Source organism: Paenibacillus sp. SAF-068 (genome assembly GCF_051967555.1).
GTDB lineage: Bacteria > Bacillota > Bacilli > Paenibacillales > Paenibacillaceae > Paenibacillus.
In genome coordinates this window covers 208,604-228,463 of the sequence record NZ_JBQCJX010000003.1, presented here as the reverse complement: position 1 = coordinate 228,463, position 19,860 = coordinate 208,604, and the positions used below count along the sequence as shown (strand labels likewise).

The 19,860-nt window shown below is 46.0% G+C and carries 20 protein-coding genes; 7 read left to right on the top strand and 13 right to left on the bottom strand.

Annotated features, from left to right (window positions below):
* Positions 1-125 precede the first annotated feature (125 nt).
* Complete coding sequence (locus tag ACTHPG_RS18765; RefSeq protein ID WP_440390991.1) at positions 126-869, bottom strand: SDR family oxidoreductase; 744 nt, start codon at positions 867-869, stop codon at positions 126-128.
* A gap of 240 nt (positions 870-1,109) precedes the next feature.
* Here ACTHPG_RS18765 and ACTHPG_RS18760 point away from each other — a divergent pair, with 240 nt between their 5' ends.
* Positions 1,110-1,460 (top strand): winged helix-turn-helix transcriptional regulator, encoded by a 351-nt coding sequence (locus ACTHPG_RS18760; RefSeq protein WP_440390990.1) that lies wholly within the window; start codon positions 1,110-1,112, stop codon positions 1,458-1,460.
* Positions 1,461-1,605: 145 nt separating this feature from the next.
* A complete protein-coding gene (locus ACTHPG_RS18755) occupies positions 1,606-2,652 on the top strand; it encodes a CdaR family transcriptional regulator (protein ID WP_440390989.1) in 1,047 nt (348 codons plus the stop codon).
* 136 nt (positions 2,653-2,788) lie between these two features.
* Here the strand turns inward: ACTHPG_RS18755 and ACTHPG_RS18750 are convergent, their stop codons facing one another.
* From ACTHPG_RS18750 to ACTHPG_RS18740, 3 genes are all read right to left on the bottom strand, one after another.
* Positions 2,789-3,946, bottom strand: coding sequence for a glycerate kinase (locus ACTHPG_RS18750; protein WP_440390988.1), 1,158 nt, complete (start codon positions 3,944-3,946; stop codon positions 2,789-2,791).
* 31 nt (positions 3,947-3,977) lie between these two features.
* Positions 3,978-5,273: a GntP family permease gene (locus ACTHPG_RS18745; RefSeq protein WP_440390987.1), complete on the bottom strand. Its 1,296-nt coding sequence runs from the start codon at positions 5,271-5,273 to the stop codon at positions 3,978-3,980.
* Between the two features lie 534 nt (positions 5,274-5,807).
* A complete protein-coding gene (locus ACTHPG_RS18740; protein ID WP_062836632.1) occupies positions 5,808-6,362 on the bottom strand; it encodes a hypothetical protein in 555 nt (184 codons plus the stop codon).
* Between the two features lie 96 nt (positions 6,363-6,458).
* Between ACTHPG_RS18740 and ACTHPG_RS18735 the strand changes: the two genes are divergently transcribed.
* On the top strand, positions 6,459-7,376 hold the full coding sequence (locus tag ACTHPG_RS18735; protein ID WP_440390986.1) for a phosphatidate cytidylyltransferase: 918 nt from the start codon (positions 6,459-6,461) through the stop codon (positions 7,374-7,376).
* 355 nt (positions 7,377-7,731) lie between these two features.
* Here the strand turns inward: ACTHPG_RS18735 and ACTHPG_RS18730 are convergent, their stop codons facing one another.
* Together ACTHPG_RS18730 and ACTHPG_RS18725 are read right to left on the bottom strand one after the other, a co-directional pair.
* A complete protein-coding gene (locus tag ACTHPG_RS18730) occupies positions 7,732-8,301 on the bottom strand; it encodes a hypothetical protein (protein WP_440390985.1) in 570 nt (189 codons plus the stop codon).
* A gap of 186 nt (positions 8,302-8,487) precedes the next feature.
* The gene (locus ACTHPG_RS18725) at positions 8,488-8,865 is read right to left on the bottom strand and encodes a LysM peptidoglycan-binding domain-containing protein (protein WP_440390984.1); all 378 of its coding nucleotides are present in this window, start codon (positions 8,863-8,865) and stop codon (positions 8,488-8,490) included.
* Positions 8,866-9,169: 304 nt separating this feature from the next.
* Here ACTHPG_RS18725 and ACTHPG_RS18720 point away from each other — a divergent pair, with 304 nt between their 5' ends.
* The 3 genes from ACTHPG_RS18720 to ACTHPG_RS18710 all read left to right on the top strand — a co-directional run bounded on the left by ACTHPG_RS18720 (position 9,170) and on the right by ACTHPG_RS18710 (position 11,661).
* The gene (locus ACTHPG_RS18720) at positions 9,170-10,219 is read left to right on the top strand and encodes a bifunctional transcriptional activator/DNA repair enzyme AdaA (protein WP_440390983.1); all 1,050 of its coding nucleotides are present in this window, start codon (positions 9,170-9,172) and stop codon (positions 10,217-10,219) included.
* 88 nt (positions 10,220-10,307) lie between these two features.
* Positions 10,308-11,093: an isocitrate lyase/PEP mutase family protein gene (locus ACTHPG_RS18715; protein WP_440390981.1), complete on the top strand. Its 786-nt coding sequence runs from the start codon at positions 10,308-10,310 to the stop codon at positions 11,091-11,093.
* Positions 11,094-11,145: 52 nt separating this feature from the next.
* The gene (locus tag ACTHPG_RS18710) at positions 11,146-11,661 is read left to right on the top strand and encodes a hypothetical protein (RefSeq protein WP_440390980.1); all 516 of its coding nucleotides are present in this window, start codon (positions 11,146-11,148) and stop codon (positions 11,659-11,661) included.
* 166 nt (positions 11,662-11,827) lie between these two features.
* Here the strand turns inward: ACTHPG_RS18710 and ACTHPG_RS18705 are convergent, their stop codons facing one another.
* From ACTHPG_RS18705 to ACTHPG_RS18675, 7 genes are all read right to left on the bottom strand, one after another.
* Complete coding sequence (locus ACTHPG_RS18705) at positions 11,828-12,526, bottom strand: hypothetical protein (protein ID WP_440390979.1); 699 nt, start codon at positions 12,524-12,526, stop codon at positions 11,828-11,830.
* The gene (locus tag ACTHPG_RS18700; RefSeq protein WP_440390978.1) at positions 12,523-13,398 is read right to left on the bottom strand and encodes an ATP-binding cassette domain-containing protein; all 876 of its coding nucleotides are present in this window, start codon (positions 13,396-13,398) and stop codon (positions 12,523-12,525) included. Before ACTHPG_RS18700 ends, ACTHPG_RS18705 begins: the two co-directional genes overlap by 4 nt.
* Positions 13,395-13,775 carry a GntR family transcriptional regulator gene (locus ACTHPG_RS18695; protein ID WP_036611682.1) on the bottom strand — a complete coding sequence of 127 codons (381 nt, stop codon included), beginning with the start codon at positions 13,773-13,775 and terminating at the stop codon, positions 13,395-13,397. Before ACTHPG_RS18695 ends, ACTHPG_RS18700 begins: the two co-directional genes overlap by 4 nt.
* Before the next feature lie 99 nt (positions 13,776-13,874).
* Positions 13,875-14,045 (bottom strand): aspartyl-phosphate phosphatase Spo0E family protein, encoded by a 171-nt coding sequence (locus ACTHPG_RS18690; RefSeq protein WP_440390977.1) that lies wholly within the window; start codon positions 14,043-14,045, stop codon positions 13,875-13,877.
* Positions 14,046-14,287: 242 nt separating this feature from the next.
* Entirely contained in the window at positions 14,288-15,670 is a 1,383-nt protein-coding gene (locus tag ACTHPG_RS18685) for a transcriptional regulator (RefSeq protein ID WP_440390976.1), read from the bottom strand.
* 274 nt (positions 15,671-15,944) lie between these two features.
* Positions 15,945-16,862 (bottom strand): aldo/keto reductase, encoded by a 918-nt coding sequence (locus ACTHPG_RS18680; protein ID WP_440390975.1) that lies wholly within the window; start codon positions 16,860-16,862, stop codon positions 15,945-15,947.
* A 147-nt stretch (positions 16,863-17,009) separates the two neighbouring features.
* The gene (locus ACTHPG_RS18675; RefSeq protein ID WP_440391405.1) at positions 17,010-17,900 is read right to left on the bottom strand and encodes a diacylglycerol/lipid kinase family protein; all 891 of its coding nucleotides are present in this window, start codon (positions 17,898-17,900) and stop codon (positions 17,010-17,012) included.
* A gap of 404 nt (positions 17,901-18,304) precedes the next feature.
* Between ACTHPG_RS18675 and ACTHPG_RS18670 the strand changes: the two genes are divergently transcribed.
* Positions 18,305-19,822 (top strand): leucine-rich repeat domain-containing protein, encoded by a 1,518-nt coding sequence (locus tag ACTHPG_RS18670; RefSeq protein WP_440390974.1) that lies wholly within the window; start codon positions 18,305-18,307, stop codon positions 19,820-19,822.
* Positions 19,823-19,860 lie beyond the last annotated feature (38 nt).

The window sequence follows — 19,860 nt, the reverse complement described above, 5'->3', positions numbered from 1 at the left end:
ATTGAAAATAAAAGGAAAAAGATCCACCCTGTAGTACAAAAATAGGGTGGATCTCAATTTTTTTCGCTATATTTCATCATTTTATTTTTAAAAAGTATTCTTATAGACCTATATAACTCAGGCTCTTAAATCAAGGTATACCCGCCATCCACATACAAGGTGCTGCCAGTTGTGAATGTATTGGTCATCAGATACGTCACTGTATGTGCAATTTCTTCATTGTAGCCAACCCGCTTGAGCAGAGAAAGCTTCTCATAATCTTTAAAATGATCACCACGCGGTGTCCCTTCTTGCCCCTCCCGCCAGATGGTTCCTGGAGATACAACATTCACACGAACCGGTGCCAGTTCCACCGCGAGTGCTTTTCCCAGACTCTCAATTGCACCGTTACATGCGGCGTAGGAGGCGCCGCCATCCAGTGGTCGCTGGCTGAATCCACCAGACATTAACGTGATCGAACCGGAAGCCGAGAGAAACGGTGCAGCGTATTTAGCCGCAAAGTATTGAGGCCAGAACTTGCCTTTGAAACAACTCTCTGCCGTCTCCCGATCCGAAGTCAGCGGGCCTCTAGTGTAGGCTGCTCCTGGCGTGAAGAGATGGTCGAACATGCCGATCTGGGCGAAAAATGCTTCCAGCTGCTGTTCATCCTGATTATCTAATACATGAACTTCCACTACCGTTTCTCCAGAAACGCCTTTGCCCGCAACCTTCGCAATCTGTTCCCTCGCTTCCTCCAGTCTGGGCGCCGATCGGCCTGCAATAATCACATCCGCACCTGCCTCTGTTGCCTGAATTGCCGTAGCCAGTCCGATACCTGAGCTCCCTCCAATAATAACGACCCGTTTATTCTCCAATGTATCATGATTCATCTATGATCATCCTCTCATCCCTAGTTATGTATGTGCATGTTCGCTTACGTTGTGTTCATTATTCATGAAATGAAGGAGGTTGAATAGTACGCATTTACATCGTACCTAGTACGAATATTCGTACTAGGTAGACCGAATCCCAACGGTTTCTCCTCTCTTTTTAGAGTGGTGGTCAAGCAGAGATTGCGAAAATCCGATATGATAGAAATACATAATGTATTATAAAACGAGGTGATTACTATGGATTTGCAAGAACCAAGGTTACAGGGAGTACTGACAACACTGGAGACCATTAATGGAAAGTGGAAACCTCTTATTTTGTTTATTTTATTAAAGGAAGGTACGAAGCGATTCGGTGAGCTGCGCCGCATGATTCCTGATGTAGCCCAAGGCACGTTAGCGAAACAACTACGCGAGCTGGAGCAGGATCGAATTATTGTGCGCACGCTCTATGGGGATGTTCCACCCAAGGTGGAATACAGCCTGTCCGAACACGGTCAGACCATTGGTACGTTATTGGACGGCATGTGCGGTTGGGGCAAAGCACATCTGAACTACCTGAACAGTACACAAGGCTCCATAATTCCATGAACACCTTCAATTCGAACGGCCCTGCTTGTGTAAGCCTTACCATTCCTCTATAATTTCGTTCAGATGCACAATATGGATATCGGGCGGAATTCTCATCAGAGAAGAAGTACATTTTGCATGATGAGATGGAAGGGGTGGAACTTCGTTGTTGCAGCTTTCGGAAAAACAGGCACAGGATATCGTAGATAAAATGATGCAGGACATTCCATACAACATCAACATCATGAATGAGCAGGGTATTATTATTGGAAGTGGTCAGAAAGAGCGTGTGGGCACAGTTCATCAGGGTGCTGTCCGCGCATTGACGACAGGCAGCAGAATTGAAGTCTGGCAGGATGGCATGCTTGAGAAAATGGGCACTAATGAACCGATTCTCATCAATCAGCAGCATGTCGGAGTCATCGGCATATCCGGTCATCCGGATGAAGTTCGGCCTTTCTGCAACATCGTGCGCACCACCGTATCGCTCTTGATCGAACAGCGTAATCAATTGGAAAGTATGGCCCATGAAGCCTCACGTAAAAAAGCCTTTATCGAACGACTGCTCAATCAGCCAGGTTCATACTCACAGAAGGTCAAAAGGGAAGCCCTGCAATACCGGATTGATTTGCAATTACCAACCGTTCTTCTATATGTCCGTTTCCCTATGAAATCCTTGGCCGCTGACAACGAGGTCAACCGAATATTGCTCCAAGTTCCTTCATTCGCTATGGAAGGGGATGGCCATACACAGCTTATCCTGATCCAGAATGAAGCAGACGTTGATCCGATGATTCAGCGTTTGAGCCAGATTTCACCCCAAGCATTCATTGCCGTTAGTCAAAAAGAAGCGAATATCGCCATCGGTTATGAACAGGCCCGGTCTGTGATGAACATCCTGTTGGCACTTCAACCAGACTCAACAATCATTCGGTATGAAGATGTGCCCTTTCTGGTACGATTCAGCGCAGCTGATTTAACGCCTCATGCCAATCTCATCAGCAAACTTGAGGATACCGCTGATCTGCTGGATACACTACGCAGCTTCATCCATCATAACGGCATTATGAGCACAACAGCAGACCATCTCAATATTCACCGCAATACGCTTCAATATCGACTCAAACGCATACAGACCTTGACGGGCAAGGATCCCCGTAATTTGCTGGAACTCATTGAGTTAACCCACGGACTACTCGCGTTCTACCAATAACATCAGAGCTTTCTTCGAGAATAGCAAAAGACGAGAGACAGACTACCTGGAATCAGGCGTGTCTGTATCCCGTCTTTTTTATGTCTCATTCAATACACCACGTAACTCCCCGTACATTTTTTTGATTCTCGCTAGCCTAAGTTAGAAGACCCAGTTTTAGCACCCTGGCGATATTCTCGGTTGTACGCTCCACATTCTCCGGGCCTTCTCGCAACAGTCGCTCCAAATCTGCTGCCCCAGGTACAATGCCAAATATGGCATCAATACCTTCCGCGTACAGGGTGTCGATTCCTTCGCCTACATAGCCTGCAATGGCAATTACAGGTTTACCCGCTTCCTTGGCTGCCCGAGCAACGCCATAGGGAGTCTTGCCAAATTTCGTTTGGAAGTCAATACCGCCCTCCCCCGTAAATACCACATCCGCAGCATGTACCTTTTCACGCAACCCCGTATATTCAATGACAATTTCAATCCCTTTACGCAGTACCGCCTGTGTAAAAATCAAAAGCCCTGCACCCAATCCGCCAGCCGCACCGGCACCGGGTATATCACGGACGTCTTTGTGCAACTGTTGTTTCACCACATCTGCATAATGGGACAGGTTCGCATCCAGCTGCTCAACCATCTCCGGGTTAGCCCCTTTTTGTGGCCCAAACACCCTTGATGCGCCATGCTCCCCGCAGAGTGGATTGGTCACATCACAGGCGACAATGAACTCCACTTCCTGCAGACGTTCATCCAGACCCGATACATCAATCTGAGCCAGTTGATCCAAAGCCCCGCCACCACGTGCAAGTGGATGACCCTTTGCGTCCAGAAACTTCGCACCAAGCGCTTCAGCCATACCAGTACCACCGTCATTCGTTGCACTGCCACCAATACCGATAATAATTTTACGGATACCCAAATCCAAACATGCCCGAATTAACTCTCCTGTTCCATAGGTTGTCGTCCGTAGCGGGTCTCGAGCTTCCTTGGTGACCAGATGTATGCCACTGGCCGATGCCATCTCAATGGCCGCCGTTGTTCCGTCACCCAGAATGCCGTACTGGGCAGTCACTGTCTGACCTAATGGTCCGCTCACCTCTTGCTGGTGAAGGACACCACCAGAGGCATCTACAAGGGACTGCACCGTGCCTTCCCCACCATCCGCCATGGGTACATGAATATATCCTGCGGTCGGATATATTTTACGCAATCCTTTTTCCATCGCGATGCATACCTCTTTGGCTGTCATGCTTTCTTTAAACGAATCCGGTGCCAGGACAAATGTATTCTCTCCAGTTTCTCTCATCTCTCTCACTCCATCCGTTAGATTTATAGAATTATAGAATAAATCCGTATAGTAACGTCGCTACGATCGCCATCGTGCCACCCACAATGGCTTCATATGGAATCACGCCCATCCGCTGCCGAATCGTCATCTTCATGCTGTCAGCCGATACGTGGAAGTAATTCCCCTGTGGCAGGGAATCAATAACGGTAGCCCCCGTGTGCACCATAACAGCAGCCGCGAGTGGTGCTGTACCCATGTTCAGGATGGCATCACCGAAGGAGCCTGTTGCCAAGATAACCCCTGTCGATGTCGAAGCTGTTGCTGCCGCCATCAGAATGCCCGCGATCGGGGCGAGGAAGGTACCGGATATGCCGGACGCTTCAATTAGACCCACTACCTGGCCCGATAGGTCTGAAGCAGAGATGAGTCCTGCTATTCCGCCTGCACCCACTAGAATAAGCACAGTGGCGGTCATTTTGTTTAACCCCGAGGTTGTATACTTCACAATATTTCTGCCTTGCCCCATCGCCAGCATACCGATGATGCCTGCAATCGGCAGAATGTACATGGCGTCCACTTTGAAGGTGGACAGTGCTTCAATGCCAGCAATGGAACCAATGGGATTAATCATCAATAGGATGATCGCTACCAATGGAGCAACAATGGCTTTACCCAGTGGCGGATACTTCGATGTATCTATATCGCCCTGTTCGGCTTCCTGATCGGAGACCATAACCCCTTTGTTCTTGAGCATTGAAGCTACGAGAACGGTTACAATTAATCCGCAGATGGCAGGGATCACTCCAGCCAACATGACATTGCTCAGATCCAGATCGAATCCTCGTGCTGCTGCAATGGTGTTGGGATTTGGGGAGATAATGTTCCCCGCCTTGCCTCCACCGGATAAAGCCAGTAACAGGGCCAATTTGGATATGCCCATTTTATTACCTACAGATAATGCAATTGGTGCAACGATCAGTACAGCTACCGGGATAAATACACCCACTGCGGTAATGATCATCGTGGCCAGGGCCAAGGCGAGAATGGCTTTACTTCCGCCAAATTTACGTACAATCGCCTGCGCTATCGTCTCCGCAGCTCCAGATTCCATCATCACACCTGCAAGTACCCCGGCAGCCAGTACGCGGAGTACAGTTCCCATGACACTTTGTGTACCATCTACCAGTATATTTACGGTCTCATCCAGGTTTGCCCCGCCAATTAAAGCGCCTACAATTGCACCCAGAAATAAAGAGTAGACCGGATTCAGTTTCCTCAAAATCAAAATGATGGCTATAGCCAGTCCTGCCAGCGCGCCAATCCAGCTAATTGTTAAAGGTTCCATTGTCAATTGCCCCCCATGCACTTGTTGAACACGCTTTCATTATAGTTGCTGGAGGCGAGAATAAATATTGATGAAAGGACGAAATTCATTGTGCATATGCACAACACGATTTCCGCCCTTCAAATGTTAAGCTGCACTTGGGCGGGCGCGAATTGAAACCATCCACTCACCCGCGGTTGGGTTGGGGCAAAAGCTGAGCTGAACCGGAGCGCTAAAGAATCTGAGACGTCTTATTGAGCGGTTTGAAGCGCCCACAGAAATCTAATGAACCTGAGACACGCTAAACCTGAATAAATAACCGTTTGCAGCGTTTTTATCAAGGGGTTGCGGGAAATAACGTATCTAGTGTTCCTTACATTTTCAAAAGAGGGCCGAGAGGCCAAATAAGACGTCCTGTGTTCCTTAGAAATCGGCTCTCACCAATATCTATATGAAGTACACAAACAGCCTGTTGCCTCGTCATCTCGTGGCAGCAAGCTGTTGTATGGTTGAGTCCTTAGCAAGCATGGGCACACGCAACGTACCCACCCCACCCTATTCCTGCTCTGCATTCCCCAATGTATATTCGCTCAGCTTTCCTTCATAGACCAACTGCAATCGTTCACTCTGACGAAAATCATCCGGTGTCACGAGTGCCGGCAGCTTGTTCCACAGCTTGATTCCCGAACGTTGCAGAATCTCGGCTACAAATTGGGAGCAGAAGTAGGAGTTGCTGAACTCCACCGGTTCCTTGAGCGTAATGCCGATCACACCCAGCAGATTGTACATGTATTTCTGGCGGCTGCGGATGAAAATGTGCAGCACGCGTTTCATCTTTTCCACTTCACGATCCGTCACCTGAAGCTCATAGATAACGCATGTGGTGTTGGGATACTTGCTGTATGTACCTGTCTGGATATCTTCCTTCACGAACCCGCCGTTCAGCGGATTGCTCGGATGCTTGCGGCCGAAGCTGTACAGCTCGGTTAATTCCCGGTCAAATGAGATTGATGCGTGATTATATGGCGCTCGGGTATAGCTCTGAATAACCTTCGTAAACAGCGTTCCTGTATTCGTAAGCAGGATATAGATGGAGCGTTCATCTGTCATAGCAAAATTTCCCCTTATCAAGTTGGCACTATTCCTTCATAATAACATAGGTGCCCTATAATGGAATCTTACTTTGAATAAGCAGGTGATCGGTTCGTGAGCAGTTCACTCTTTACACTAACACTCATCTTCACAGCTTTACTTGTGATACATATCGTCTACAAAATAATTACGAAGCTTCAGCCAAGCAAAGACTATTCAGGTATCGGTCAAAAAATTAAAACCTGGTGGGGCATGCTCGTAATCTTCTGCCTTGCTACCCTTTTCAACCCCATCGTGTCCCTGATCTCCCTCATGGTGCTTGCTTTCTTCTCACTCAAAGAATACTTCTCCATGATTCGCAGCACACGCAAAGCCGACCGCAGACTGTTCCTCTGGGCGTATCTGGCGATCCCGGTTCAGTTCTATTGGATCTACATTGGATGGTATGGCATGTTTATCGTGTTTATTCCACTATATGTGTTCCTGGTGCTACCCTTGCCACGCCTGATTAACAAAGGCACGGTCGGATTCCTGCGCAGTGTCAGCTCCACACAATGGGGATTGATGCTGATGGTCTTCGGGCTGAGCCACCTGGCCTATTTCCCGTTCGCCACTCCGGAGTATGGGTCCAAACTGGTACTGTTCCTGGTCGTGTTAACACAGCTTAACGATGTGGTGCATTATCTGGTCTCTCTCTATCTGGGCAAAAGAAAAGTGGTGCCTACCGCCAATCCGTTTGTCACCTGGGAAGGGTTCGCGTGTGCGTTCATTGTAACGACAGCTACGTCTTATTTCATTCATCCCTACCTGACACCATTTGATTGGAAATTCTCGCTGTTCATCGGGGTGTTGATTAGTTTGGCTGGATTCTTCGGCAGTCTGACGGTGTCCGTGCTCAAGCGCGATCTGTTAATCGGGGATGACAACAAGTTCGATTCGCTCAAAAAAAGCTACCTTAGCCGGGTCGACAGCCTGACCTACACTTCTCCGGTAATGTTCCACGTGGTCCGTTATTTCTTTGACTTTATGTAGCAACTATATAAATTGAACTAAAAAGTAATCTTTACAACTGCCACTTCGATGACAGAACAACCTTCAGATCGCTGTTATCCCCCGATTTTTTAATTACTTCTATAAAGGTGAAAATCAGGGGATAAAGGCAAAGTTTATGCTTCCGAAGCAGCTTTCCTTTAGAAAGCTTTTAGCTCCGCTTCTGCTGGTTATTTCTGTCCTCTACGTTCTTGTGTAAATCTTCAGTTCAATCTTTATAGATATAGCCACATATAGGTCGGTGACCTTGTAATCATACATGTCAAAAAAAGCAGCCCAAGTGGCTGCTTTTCCTGTTCAACAGGCTCCTGTCTGAGCCATAATGGTGTATTTAACGTTATTTCAACGTAATTTCTTTCTCCGACATGATTTCGTCGCCCTCATCATTGGTAAATACAAACGTAACTTTCCCGCGCTCGCCCTTCATCTCATCCGAATAGATAAATCCGGAGATTTGTCCATTACCGCTAAAATAAAAGCCATCTTCGCCGTTAGCACCATGTTCTATGGCTTCCTGTAGCGAATTCACAATCGTTACCGTGTTAGAGGTCCATCGCATCTCCGTTAGAGCATAACCCTTTGGAACCTGTTTAATTCCAAAATCAAAACTGTTGCCTTCCATCGGTTTCTCCGACTGGTCAATGACGATATCAATCTGTTCAGACGGTTCAGTGGATTCCGATTGAGCTGTCGGCTTGCCCTCATCACCACCTGCACTACCTTGATCATTGTTATTCTTTGCATCCGCATTCGGAACAGAGCTTTCACCAGCTTCCTCTATGGGTTGCTTGGATTGCGGATAGGCATGTTCCTGAACGGATTCGTTATTATTTTTGGCACCACAGGCACTAACGACCAGTGAAAGACAGAGCACAGACATGCAAAGTGCAGATCTCTTTATATTCATGATCATCATCTCATTCTCCCTTCATTTATCTACAGCACATATATCTACCACAACACTTATTAATCACTACACCATATCGTCCCTCATGAAGCTCCATTATATGTAAATGATTAATAAATTAAGTATGTGTCTGCACCTCAATGAATAAAGAAAGAGCTCTGTTCACGACATCATGCACCGTTTATTTTATCGATCAAACCCTGGCAAGACTAATACTTGTCCAATCTGAATAGCGTTATGTTCCAGTTCATTTACTTTTTTGATTGCTTCTACGTAGATACGAGTATCCATCTGCTGAGGTTTATGGGCCAATGAGATACTCCACAGCGTATCTCCCTGAGATATAACGATCTGGTCCCCTGATAACAATTGCTCATCCCCGGCAAACGCAGTGAATACAGCACTGCACCCTATGATTATAATTAGAGTTATGGTGACAATCTTCAATAGCCAGGTTGGCGTCTTCACACGCTGCATGAATTGCTCTTTAACATATATGGTGCGAGACTCGGACGTTTTGGTATACACGGACTCATAAATACTTTTGTACGTAGAATATCTCATTCTATTCGACCTCCAGAATTTCATTCGGTTCATCTTGAATTTCATGTTTACCTATGTATATTTCCTATAACAATGGACAATCAATAATTCACTTTTCGACACCTAGGTATGTTTGCCTAAGTCATTTCATCATGATAGGTCTATACTACCAGTTCACTCTAAACAAATTCTGAACAAGCGAATTTCATTGTTGAATCAAATTCAATCTTTCCAATATTCATGCCTGATTTTCGGCGATGCTTGCCGCAACGTTTTTCTATAATAGGTTATAGATAAGATTCTAATGAGGTAAGGACGTGCCCCCATGATTTCTGCTGATCTGAAGGAACAATATTACGAGGCGCTTGTGGCCAAGGATTCGGAATACGAGGGTTTATTTTATGTTGGGGTCCGAACCACAGGTGTGTTCTGTCGCCCCACATGCCCTGCGCGCAAACCAAAATTCGAAAACTGCGAATTCTATGAGACCGCTCAGCAGGCACTTCTGGCTTCGTATCGCCCTTGCCAGCGCTGTCGCCCGCTCTCTCACCCCAACCAGGTATCCGATGTCGTTCGCATATTAGTTGAAGCTGTGGAGAAAAATCCGGAGAAACGATGGAAAGGACAGGATTTCAAGGCACTCTCCATCGATGAATCCACGGCTCGCCGTCAGTTCAAGAAGCGGTTCGGTATGACATTTATCGAATATGCCCGTGCCCGCCGTATGGGACTTGCACTGAAGAATATTCGCTCCGGTCGCACCGTGATTGATAGCCAATTATCGACCGGATATGAGTCAAGCAGTGGCTTCCGAGATGCTTTTTCACGAATTATGGGTGCTGCTCCTACTCAAGTGCATGAAGGACAAATTCTAAAAGCGTCCTGGATTGACACCCGCCTCGGCCCGATGATGGTTATTGCTGATGACGAGGCTTTGTATTTACTGGAATTTGTAGATCGCAGAGGCCTTGAACGCGAAGTTGAGCGCCTGCGCAAACGGACCCAATCAGCTATCGTACCTGGTACTACCGCTCCCATACAGTCCATTGAATCTGAGCTAAACGAGTACTTTCAGGGAAAAAGGACAGCATTCGACACACCGTTGTTCTGTTTAGGAACACCATTTCAAAAGCTTGTGTGGGAACAGCTAATGGCCATTCCGGCAGGTGAAACGAGGTCATATCAGGAGATTGCAAATGCACTGGGAAAACCAACGGCGTGTCGAGCCGTGGCACAGGCGAATGGGGCCAATCAGCTTGCGATTGTGATCCCATGTCACCGTGTAATCAATGCCAGTGGTGAACTGGGTGGTTACGGCGGGGGCTTAACTCGCAAAAACTGGCTTTTGACTCACGAGAAACAGGGACAGGAATAAGATCGAAGCGAATAATGGTTTGAAATAATAAAGTACGTATCAAATATCCAAAGCAATACATGATATAACAGAGGAGAGTCATCATCATATGAGAATTTTAGAAGAGAAAGCAGCGTTGTTCCAACAATACCATGTGAAAGGCAAACCACTTGTTCTGGTCAATGTGTGGGATGCCGGAAGTGCACAAGCCATTCAATCGACTGGGGCAACAGCCATTGCTACCGGAAGCTGGTCGGTTGCTGCGGCCCACGGTGAGCAAGATGGCGAAGCCATGCCATTCCATCTGGTGCTTGCCAATCTCGCACGGATTACAGCGAGCGTGGATCTGCCTGTAACGATCGATATAGAGGGAGGGTATGGGAGGTTGGTGTCAGAAGTGAAGCAAAATATCCTGCAAATCATCGATCATGGTGCTGTAGGCGTCAACATTGAAGATCAACTTCCTGCTGGCTTGGGATTGTACACTGTGGAGGAGCAATGCCTGAGACTGTCCGCTGCCCGGGAAGCTGCGGAGCAGGCAGGGATACCGTTGTTCATTAACGCCCGCACAGATATGTTTCTGCAACATGCACCTGAACACCATAACCACTCCCTTCTGGAGGAAGCACTTATACGTTCGATCCGTTATGCAGATGCAGGAGCTAGCGGTCTGTTTGTACCCGGTCTGCAGGATCACCAGCTGATTCAGGAATTGTGTGAGCGTTCACCGCTGCCAATCAACGTTATGGTTACGTCTCCTGAGCCTTCCCCCAAACAACTTGCCACACTGGGTGTAGCACGTGTAAGCTATGGGCCTTATCCTTATCTGCAAGTTATGGAACACCTGAAAGAACTAGGGCGAAGCATTTTGATGGGTAGTCCCGAATCGTCATAAGCGATCACCTATGGTATAATCACCCCTACCCGACATTAACTAGGAGGCAATTATGCTTAACGTGGAACAAAAGCTTGAAGTGCTACAATCGTATCCCCAACTGCAACGCAAAGACGTTTCTCTGGGTCGTGTGAATTTCCACTACGAGGAAAGTGCGTATGATAAAAAAATTGTTGCTCTCCATATTCACCCTAACGGTAACGGTTATATCTATGCAGGACTCCTGCCTAACGTTGAGACCGATGCGAAAGGATTCGTCAATATTCGGGATTACTCCGAAGCAGATCTGCGCACATTGTTAGATGAAACGATCCAAGCGATGTCTCACAACCCCAACGCAGTTGAATTCGAAGAGCAAGAACAAGTAAAAGTTGCTCCTGTATTGGTTCCAACCTCTACAGGTGGCGGAATATGGGTCGATGAAGAGGGACATACGCTGACTTTAAAATATGAAGATGATATGTGGTATGTGTATTCCGGCGATAATCTGGATATGGCCTTCGAAACACGTAGCGAAGCTGGCGAGTATCTCCATGACGAAGGATTCAAACCGCAAGCTCAGGTTTAACGTATACACATTTCATTTTGAATTGCACAATGATTGTTGATCAGATATACTCAGTATTTCAAGTGATATGCAAAAACACGAGGCGTGTTCGCACTCGTGTTTTTGGTATTACAGGAATTTTCGTATCGTTTCATTAGCCCCAGTTCATTCATGTAACAATATTCTGTCAGTCTTTTTTCGATTTCATGGTTAGCGGCGCATTCTTCATCATCGGGTACGTAGAGAGAAGTAGCGCACCACCTATGAACCCAAGAACGGTGAACAATGTCATGCGATTAATCCCAGCAATCCACAACATAAACTCACCAAGATCGCCCAATGTGATTATCAGCGTAATGACCAAACCTACCCCAAAGAACATAATAAAGAAGTTACGCAACCCCAATCGCATCCAGCAAACCGTTGGGAAAACAGAGATTCCAAGTACGAAGTAGCCACACATCAGATCAATCCACAGGTAGGCTAAGAAATGATATTCGTTTGAATACAACATGCCTGGTTGGTAGAGGGTAACGCCTACAATACCACTTTCCTGAAGCAGGTGTATGAGGAAATACACCACATGTAGAACGACCATGGTACCTGAAACCATCCATACCGAGTACATATAGAAGGATTTCATGAATTGAATTCGCGTACTACCCATACCAATCGCAACCGGAAACAATGTAATGATACCCCCGATCGCAAACGCACATATCCCCCCGTACATGGGGCCAAACAGTTGTGTGGTATACGAGACATCAAATATGAAACCAATGGCCAGATATACGACAGTGAGCATTAGCGAAATGGATGTGAATATGCCCAGATACAATCGCATATCATCCCGAATCAGTCGATTCGTGCCTTTTACTGCATTCATGGTTTAACCCCCTCTTGTTTACGGGTCCTGTTAACCAGATAATCTTGTAATGTCGCTTTCTCAATGGAAAGCCCCTGTGCATGAGCGATTTCCTTCCACATTTTCGAGTAGGGCTCATCTATCATCACTTTTACAGTCGATCCCATCTGGGAAGACTCTATAACTTTAACATCTGCTGTCACCCGATTAACATCTTCTATTTGCCCTGTTAGAAGAACTCCTTTTTCGCGTATCTCTTCCATAGGCTGATTTAATAATACCTCTCCAGCTTGCAAAACGATAAGGGACTCACATAAAGGCTGAATCTCCTCAATATGGTGACTGGAGATCAGGATCAGACGCGGGTTATCTTCATAACTTTCGAGTAGCGCATTGTAGAAAAATTTACGCTTCTCAGCATCGAGTCCATTGGTGGGTTCATCCAGAATGGTGATCTGGGCATTACTGGCCAGACCCAATATGATCTGAGCGGCAGTCTTCATGCCTTTCGAGAATTTAACGATCTTCTTCTTCGCTGGTAGTTCGAACACATCAATTAATCGCTCCGCCAGATCCTGGTTCCACTGCGGATGAAAGTATTGCCCCATTTGAACCATGTCATTAACGGTCCAGTTTTTCCCCAGGGGATGATTCTCCTGAATGTAGCATAGATGCTCTTGGGCGGCCAGATTATTATAGGGGTCTTGGCCCATGATCTGAACGGTTCCACGATCGGGACGGTTATGTCCTGCGAGTAGACTCATCATTGTTGTTTTGCCCGCTCCATTTCTTCCCCAGATCGCACTAATGATTGGCTCACGCTCGTGTAGCGTAACCTGTTTCAGAACGGGTGTCTCTTGATAACTGTAGTTGACCTGCTCCATATGAATCATAACTCACTCTCCTTATCCTTCTTGCCGCGAATCAGATCAATGATCATATCTTCATTCATGTGAATCCGTCTGGCTTCTTCAAGTAAAGGCTTGATGTATTCTTCATAAAAATCCTGCTTCCGTTCAACGAGCAAAGCTTCTCTTGCTCCCTTCGCAACAAACATCCCAACACCTCGCTGTTTGTATATAATCCCTTTGTCCACGAGCTCCTGCAGTCCTTTGCGGGCTGTAGCCGGATTGATATTGTAGAACCGTGAAAGTTCATTGGTTGAGGGAACTTGTTCTTCCACCTTCAATCTGCCCTCCACAATATCGTCCATAATCATCGTGGCAATCTGATGAAAAATAGGCTGAGATTCATCCAAAGTCGATTTCATGTGCCTCCAACTTTCATACGTATTCATTGGTTAGTTAGTCGGTTAGTTACTCATGTAACTAACTATAGTATATAAAAACGCAAATGTAAATAGGCGAACTTAATTCATCGTCTTTCCTGCGTTGTCTCTGTTGTATTGATTAATAAGACCGTCCAGGACTACGGATTGCCGGATCACTTCCGGATGAAGCAGACTGCCGTATTCCATATGCATGCGATATAACAACTGTCTGGCATCTTCGATCCGTAACATCAAATCCAGGCGCTCCATAATACCCCTCCCTTTTTGTCATATTTTAGTGTATTATGCCAATCAAAAGCGCATGTGAGATACGACATACTTATTCTTCCACTTTGATACAAAAAAAGAACGCTTCTGAAATAAATCAGAAGCGTCCGTTGGTTCAGGCTTATGTCCCTAAACCGTGATCATTCGTTCGGTAGATTGAAGGGTCTGGGTTTCCCACAGTCGGGGAAGGACCAGTAACAGGGATTACGATGCTCAATAGGATACTACATGTAACTATCAGCAAAGCCAGCTTTCTCTTCATTGAGTTTCTGCACCTCACCAATCAAGATTTTGTATTGCTTTATAGCTGTGTCAGACGCGTAGTCCCTATATTGTTCAAACAATCCGACACCTCTAAGCATACCTCGTCCATCGCTAATTTCAATAGAAAATCTCAAGCTATGGAGAACAAAATCTAACCCCTCTGCAAACCTGTCTTTTTTAAGATAATATGTTCCTAATCCAGCTAAAAGACGAACGTATCGATCATCGGTAATTTGTTTGCTCACTTTCCCAATCCGATTGCTCTGTTCCTGATAAGTGAAGTATGATTCATACTGCTCAAGCACATGGTCTATATTCATATCATAGCGGTTAGCTGCCGTTACAATATCACAAAGCGCTGGAAATATCTCATTTTCCTTCGTCGAGATATACGCCAGATAAGCAGGTAATACCTCAAACTGTCCCGCCATTAATTGATATATATAACGATTACCCTCAGCCCATTCCTGAAATTGATGAATGACCACTTTTTCCTCAGGTTCAGGATTGTTCACCCAACTGTAATCAGTGTACAATGCAACATACTTCAATGCCTCTTCATAGTTGTTCAGATGGAAATGGGCACTTCCTGATGCTAAATAAGCATACATAATATAAAAAACAATAGGTCGCTTGGTTTCTTCTTGTTTCTTTCGACCATTCATCTCATAATGAATGGTTGCTTTTATCTTCAGTTTTTCTGATAGCTCTTGAACTTTGCTCCATCTGTGGAGTGATGCAAAAGCATTAATCAATTCGTTAAGCGCATCCAACTGGTAACGTTCATCCAGCCGGTCCACATAGTATTCAAACCGGGCTGCAATAATCAGATTCCGTTGTTGATCATTGGTTAGCCCCAATCTAAACAGTCGATACTGACAGAGCGCAAGCCGCTCGGAATGTTGCATTTTCTCGCTTTCAGCGATGTTCTCATATAAAAGAATGGCCGGTTTATATTTACCCGCCTGGTAGAATTCTTCAGCCACTTCAAACAACAAAGGAATATAGGATAGATTATCCATCATCAGACGAATAACCTCTTCAATACAGTCCAGCTTGTCCAACTCGGCACAGCGATGCAGGAAAGGTCCCAGTCTTCGCCAGTCCGGGGTTGCATGCACAAAACACTCATCTATGTATAACTCGTAGAAGTAACCTTCCTCCAGTCTCATGGCGGAAGTAATGCGGTCCAACTGCTGCATGGCAATAGGCCGATTTTTATTCAAAATGTTGCTCAGCGTACCTGAATTAATCCCTGACGTCTCCGAAAAATGACTAATGGACATCTGTTCACGCTTCAAATAACTCTCTAAATGATCGCGTATCGTGGTTGTTGGCTCCAAACGAACACCACCCTCCAAAATAAAAAAACATAAACAGGATTATCGGTATGCAAAAGTAATTATATGTAATTAGAAAGTAGCGGTCAATATAATAAATTCAACTAATTTGTATAAAAACCATTTTAATCCTTTTATAAAACGAAAGACTTCTATTTATATTTTATATCGGAAATGCGCTCGGCATCAAACCTTGAAAACAGACAAAAACACGAGCCAACTACCGGCTCGTGTTCTGAACTGACTCATTAGTCAGTATACTCACTATAACTTGGATTTAAGGCAGTATATTGCCTGCCGCACGGTAAATTTCATACCACTCTGGACGAGTGAGATGAACATCTCCTGCTTTCACACAGTCTTGCAGACGTTCAATATTCATCGTGCCTGTCACAGGCTGCATCTGCGCAGGGTGACGAAGCAACCATGCGATTGCAATCGTTGTATTGCTCACGTTATACTTCGCAGCAATCTCATCGATTTTTGCATTCAATTCCGGGAACTTGTCGCTGCCCAGGAATACACCTTCGAAGAATCCGTACTGGAACGGGGACCACGGCTGAATAGTGATATCATGCAGACGACAGTAATCAAGAATGCTACCGTCACGGTTAACCGCGGCATCGTTCTCCATGTTCACGTTGATTCCGCTATCAATCATCGTAGTGTTGGTAATACTCATCTGCAACTGGTTGGCTACCAGTGGCTGTTTCACGTATTTTTTCAACAATTCGATCTGGTTCGGATTCTGGTTCGATACCCCGAAGTGACGCACTTTGCCTTCGCGCTCCAGCTGATCAAAGGCTTCAGCCACTTCCTCCGGCTCAACCAAAGCGTCTGGACGATGCAGCAGCAGAACGTCAAGATATTCCGTGTTCAGACGTTGCAGGATGCCATCGACCGAATTCAGAATGTGCTCTTTGGAGAAATCAAACATGCCTTTGCGGATACCGCATTTGGATTGAAGAATCATATTTTCACGAACTTGGGGATTCATCTGCACCGCTTCAGCGAAGATCTCCTCACATGTTCCTGTGCCATATATGTCAGCGTGGTCAAAGAAGTTTGCGCCAACCTCCATTGCGGAACGAACAAAATGTTCAGCTTCCTTACTGTCTAGTGAATTAATCCGCATGCAACCCACAGCGACTACGGGTACTTCGAGTGTGCTGCTGCCCAATTTAATGGTTCTCAAGATGTTTTCCCTCCATATTCGAATATTATCGTGTATCTTACCTATGATTGTGACACATATCTGCAATCGGTTTCAATAGATTTATCCTACATTCATATGGAGAAATGATAGGTTCTGAGTCTCAATCTGTAATTACGCAGTAATGAATTATACTTCTTCCGGTACGATGACCTCAATATGCTTTGGCAGGACACGGATGTGAATGGGCAAGGCAGGACCTTCCTCACCATCTACATTCGTTCGAATGGTTTCAGTTGAGCGAACATGAACTTCTTTGGCCGTAAAATAGTCCACATCCTTATGGTCCTTCAGATTGCCAAAAAACAGGGAAGTACCCAGTGTCAGGCTGTTGAACACACTGATGTTGCGAACAACAAAACAATGTATCAACCCATCATCTACCTCAGCATCCGGGGACAATTTCTGGAATCCTCCAACCGAATTGGTCAGCGCCGCCAGAAAAAGAGGAGATTCTCCCTCCCATATCTGGCCGTCATATTCAATGGTCAGTTGATTGGCTGGTGTATTCACCAGGTCTTTCAAGCCTTCCTTTAGATATGCGAATGAACCCAGTTTCGACTTTTCTTCCGAGGATACGGAGGATAGAGCTTCTGCCAAGGAACCTGCTGCCACCACGTTGGCAAACAGGCGATCATTGATTTTCCCGATATCCACGATATGGGTCTGATTCGAACGCAACTGCCGAATGGCCTCCTCCGGGTCAAGCGAGATATTCAGCGCACGCGCGAAATCATTCACCGTACCTAGCGGCACAACACCCAATCGGGGACGATGCTTCTGATCCATCATGCCATTAATCGTCTCATGCAGTGTCCCATCGCCTCCAATGGAAATGACCAGATCACAGCCGTCCTTGCAGGCGTTCAGGCAATGATCAGTCGCATCGCCTTTCCCGGCCGTCTCGTTAACCGCCACCTCATACTGCTGTGACTCCAGAATTTCTCTGACTTGGGACACATACTGCTCGGCCTCTTCCTTACCTGACGACGGATTGCTAATGATCATGGCTTGGCGCATACTCACATCTTCCCCTCCAAATTGGCATCTTTACTTCATCTATACCCTTTTTAAGGGTAGATTGAATAGGTTCTGCGGGAGATGTTGTATTTTTTTTGATAAACATGTCGTTGAAGTGTGCAGGGCAGGGTTTGTTTCATATAGAATAGAAGTATAGGAATATCCTCACGAAATTTCTTGTTCCTTTTTCCTGTTGACGGGTTAATAACTATAGATGTGCTTTTGGCCGTAACTGCATATGTGAAAATGGTTCTATTCACACTGAAACTTCGTGGACAGAACAACCTTCCGTTATCGGGTAAATATTAGCATCCTACAGAGTTATGAAATGGACTCACTATACTTATCTAACTCAATCTGTTCGGATTATTATATAATTCTAAAAATCGGAGGGAATGCATGCAATGAGAAGAATGACGCTTTTATTTCTAGTATTCATCCTGAGTCTCGGGGCATCGGGGCAAGCCATGGCTTACGCAACTACAGACTCGGGCGAGGGCATCATTGAAGATCCACTGCTTGAAGACGGACTGAGACTGATCCTGAACAAACCTCTGGATGTTCCACTTACCAGATCGGATCTGGAACAGCTTGAGGTGGTGGACCTGAGTAATGCAGGTATTCAAAGCCTGTCCGGTCTGGAATACGCCACCAACTTGACTCACCTCCGATTATATGGGAATGAGATCGAGGATCTCACGCCGCTGCAGCACCTAACCCAGCTTCGCGAGATCGATGTTCGCAACAATTACATTACATCCATACACGCACTTGCTGAATTAAAAAACCTGGGGCGGCTGTATATCAGCAACAATTCCATATCTTCCATAGAGGTTGTACGTGGGTTCAACCGATTACATACGTTCCACGCCAGCGGTAACCATATTGACAGTCTTGCAGCCCTCTCGGATGCGGATGCACTGGAATGGCTTGAGATCTCGAATAATATGATTGGCGATCTGACACCGCTCATGGGTAAAACCCGGCTGCAACAACTCAATGTAGCAAACAACCAGATTCAGACGATGGACGTACTCGCTGAACTGCCAAATACACTGCGGAATCTGAATGTAGCAGGCAACCAAATTACGGACCTGACAACACTGGAGCACATGACACGCCTTCGGACACTTGATATCTCTAATAACCAAGTACAACACCTCAAGGGGCTTGAGGGACTGACTGGGCTGAAGGAACTGAATGCAGAATCCAATCAGATCTACGATCTGGAACCTCTTCGGCAACTATCCAGACTGGACGTATTAAAATTATCCAACAACCGGGTATGGGATCTGACACCGATTGCAGGTTTTACATTTACCCGTGATCAGTCAGCGACGACGACCATTCAGGATATCTCGGCGTCCACCTCGTTATCCTCCGGTATTCAGGCATCAACCTCAGAGGTTGAGCCTGCCGGACTCACGGTGCAGAACAATTATCTGGATGTTGCAAGTGGCAGTCAGACGATGCAGCTTCTGAACCGGATGAATGTGCGGGAGCAGAAAAGAACGCCGCAGGGGAGCTTCCAGCGTCTGATTGAAGGGTCTACCACTGCCTATGTCGGAGATCGCGCTTATGCACTGGATGCTGCACCTTTTATTGATGAAGGCCGGACCTATGTGCCTCTGCGCTTTGTCTCGGAGCAGTTGAATGCCAGTGTGAACTGGAACAGCGGTACGCGTGAAGCGGTGATTACACAGAATGATAAGACGATTCACTGGAGCGTGGGCAACAAGCAGGTTGTCGTAAACGATGAACTTGCGATCAATGATGCGCCTCTATTGATGAGAAATGGCAAAGCCTTTGTTCCGGTACGCTTCATTTCAGAGCAATTTAATACGACGGTGGCGTATATCGGAAGCAGCAAAACAACGTTGATCTTCGAAAACAAACCACCTGCTGAGCGTATTGAGCCTTGATGTTACATCCCAAGTTGATGTACAGCAGCAAGAGAAAC

Bases quoted from the DNA above. Each gene is read 5' to 3' on its own strand.
- ACTHPG_RS18705 (WP_440390979.1), bottom strand. From the start codon at position 12,526: ATGAATGCAGTAAAAGGCACGAATCGACTGATTCGGGATGATATGCGA.
- ACTHPG_RS18740 (WP_062836632.1), bottom strand. From the start codon at position 6,362: ATGACAGATGAACGCTCCATCTATATCCTGCTTACGAATACAGGAACG.
- ACTHPG_RS18745 (WP_440390987.1), bottom strand. From the start codon at position 5,273: ATGGAACCTTTAACAATTAGCTGGATTGGCGCGCTGGCAGGACTGGCT.
- ACTHPG_RS18750 (WP_440390988.1), bottom strand. From the start codon at position 3,946: ATGAGAGAAACTGGAGAGAATACATTTGTCCTGGCACCGGATTCGTTT.
- ACTHPG_RS18700 (WP_440390978.1), bottom strand. From the start codon at position 13,398: ATGATTCATATGGAGCAGGTCAACTACAGTTATCAAGAGACACCCGTT.
- ACTHPG_RS18695 (WP_036611682.1), bottom strand. From the start codon at position 13,775: ATGAAATCGACTTTGGATGAATCTCAGCCTATTTTTCATCAGATTGCC.
- ACTHPG_RS18690 (WP_440390977.1), bottom strand. From the start codon at position 14,045: ATGGAGCGCCTGGATTTGATGTTACGGATCGAAGATGCCAGACAGTTG.
- ACTHPG_RS18720 (WP_440390983.1), top strand. From the start codon at position 9,170: ATGATTTCTGCTGATCTGAAGGAACAATATTACGAGGCGCTTGTGGCC.
- ACTHPG_RS18670 (WP_440390974.1), top strand. From the start codon at position 18,305: ATGAGAAGAATGACGCTTTTATTTCTAGTATTCATCCTGAGTCTCGGG.
- ACTHPG_RS18765 (WP_440390991.1), bottom strand. From the start codon at position 869: ATGAATCATGATACATTGGAGAATAAACGGGTCGTTATTATTGGAGGG.
- ACTHPG_RS18715 (WP_440390981.1), top strand. From the start codon at position 10,308: ATGAGAATTTTAGAAGAGAAAGCAGCGTTGTTCCAACAATACCATGTG.
- ACTHPG_RS18725 (WP_440390984.1), bottom strand. From the start codon at position 8,865: ATGAGATATTCTACGTACAAAAGTATTTATGAGTCCGTGTATACCAAA.
- ACTHPG_RS18730 (WP_440390985.1), bottom strand. From the start codon at position 8,301: ATGAATATAAAGAGATCTGCACTTTGCATGTCTGTGCTCTGTCTTTCA.
- ACTHPG_RS18760 (WP_440390990.1), top strand. From the start codon at position 1,110: ATGGATTTGCAAGAACCAAGGTTACAGGGAGTACTGACAACACTGGAG.
- ACTHPG_RS18675 (WP_440391405.1), bottom strand. From the start codon at position 17,900: ATGCGCCAAGCCATGATCATTAGCAATCCGTCGTCAGGTAAGGAAGAG.
- ACTHPG_RS18710 (WP_440390980.1), top strand. From the start codon at position 11,146: ATGCTTAACGTGGAACAAAAGCTTGAAGTGCTACAATCGTATCCCCAA.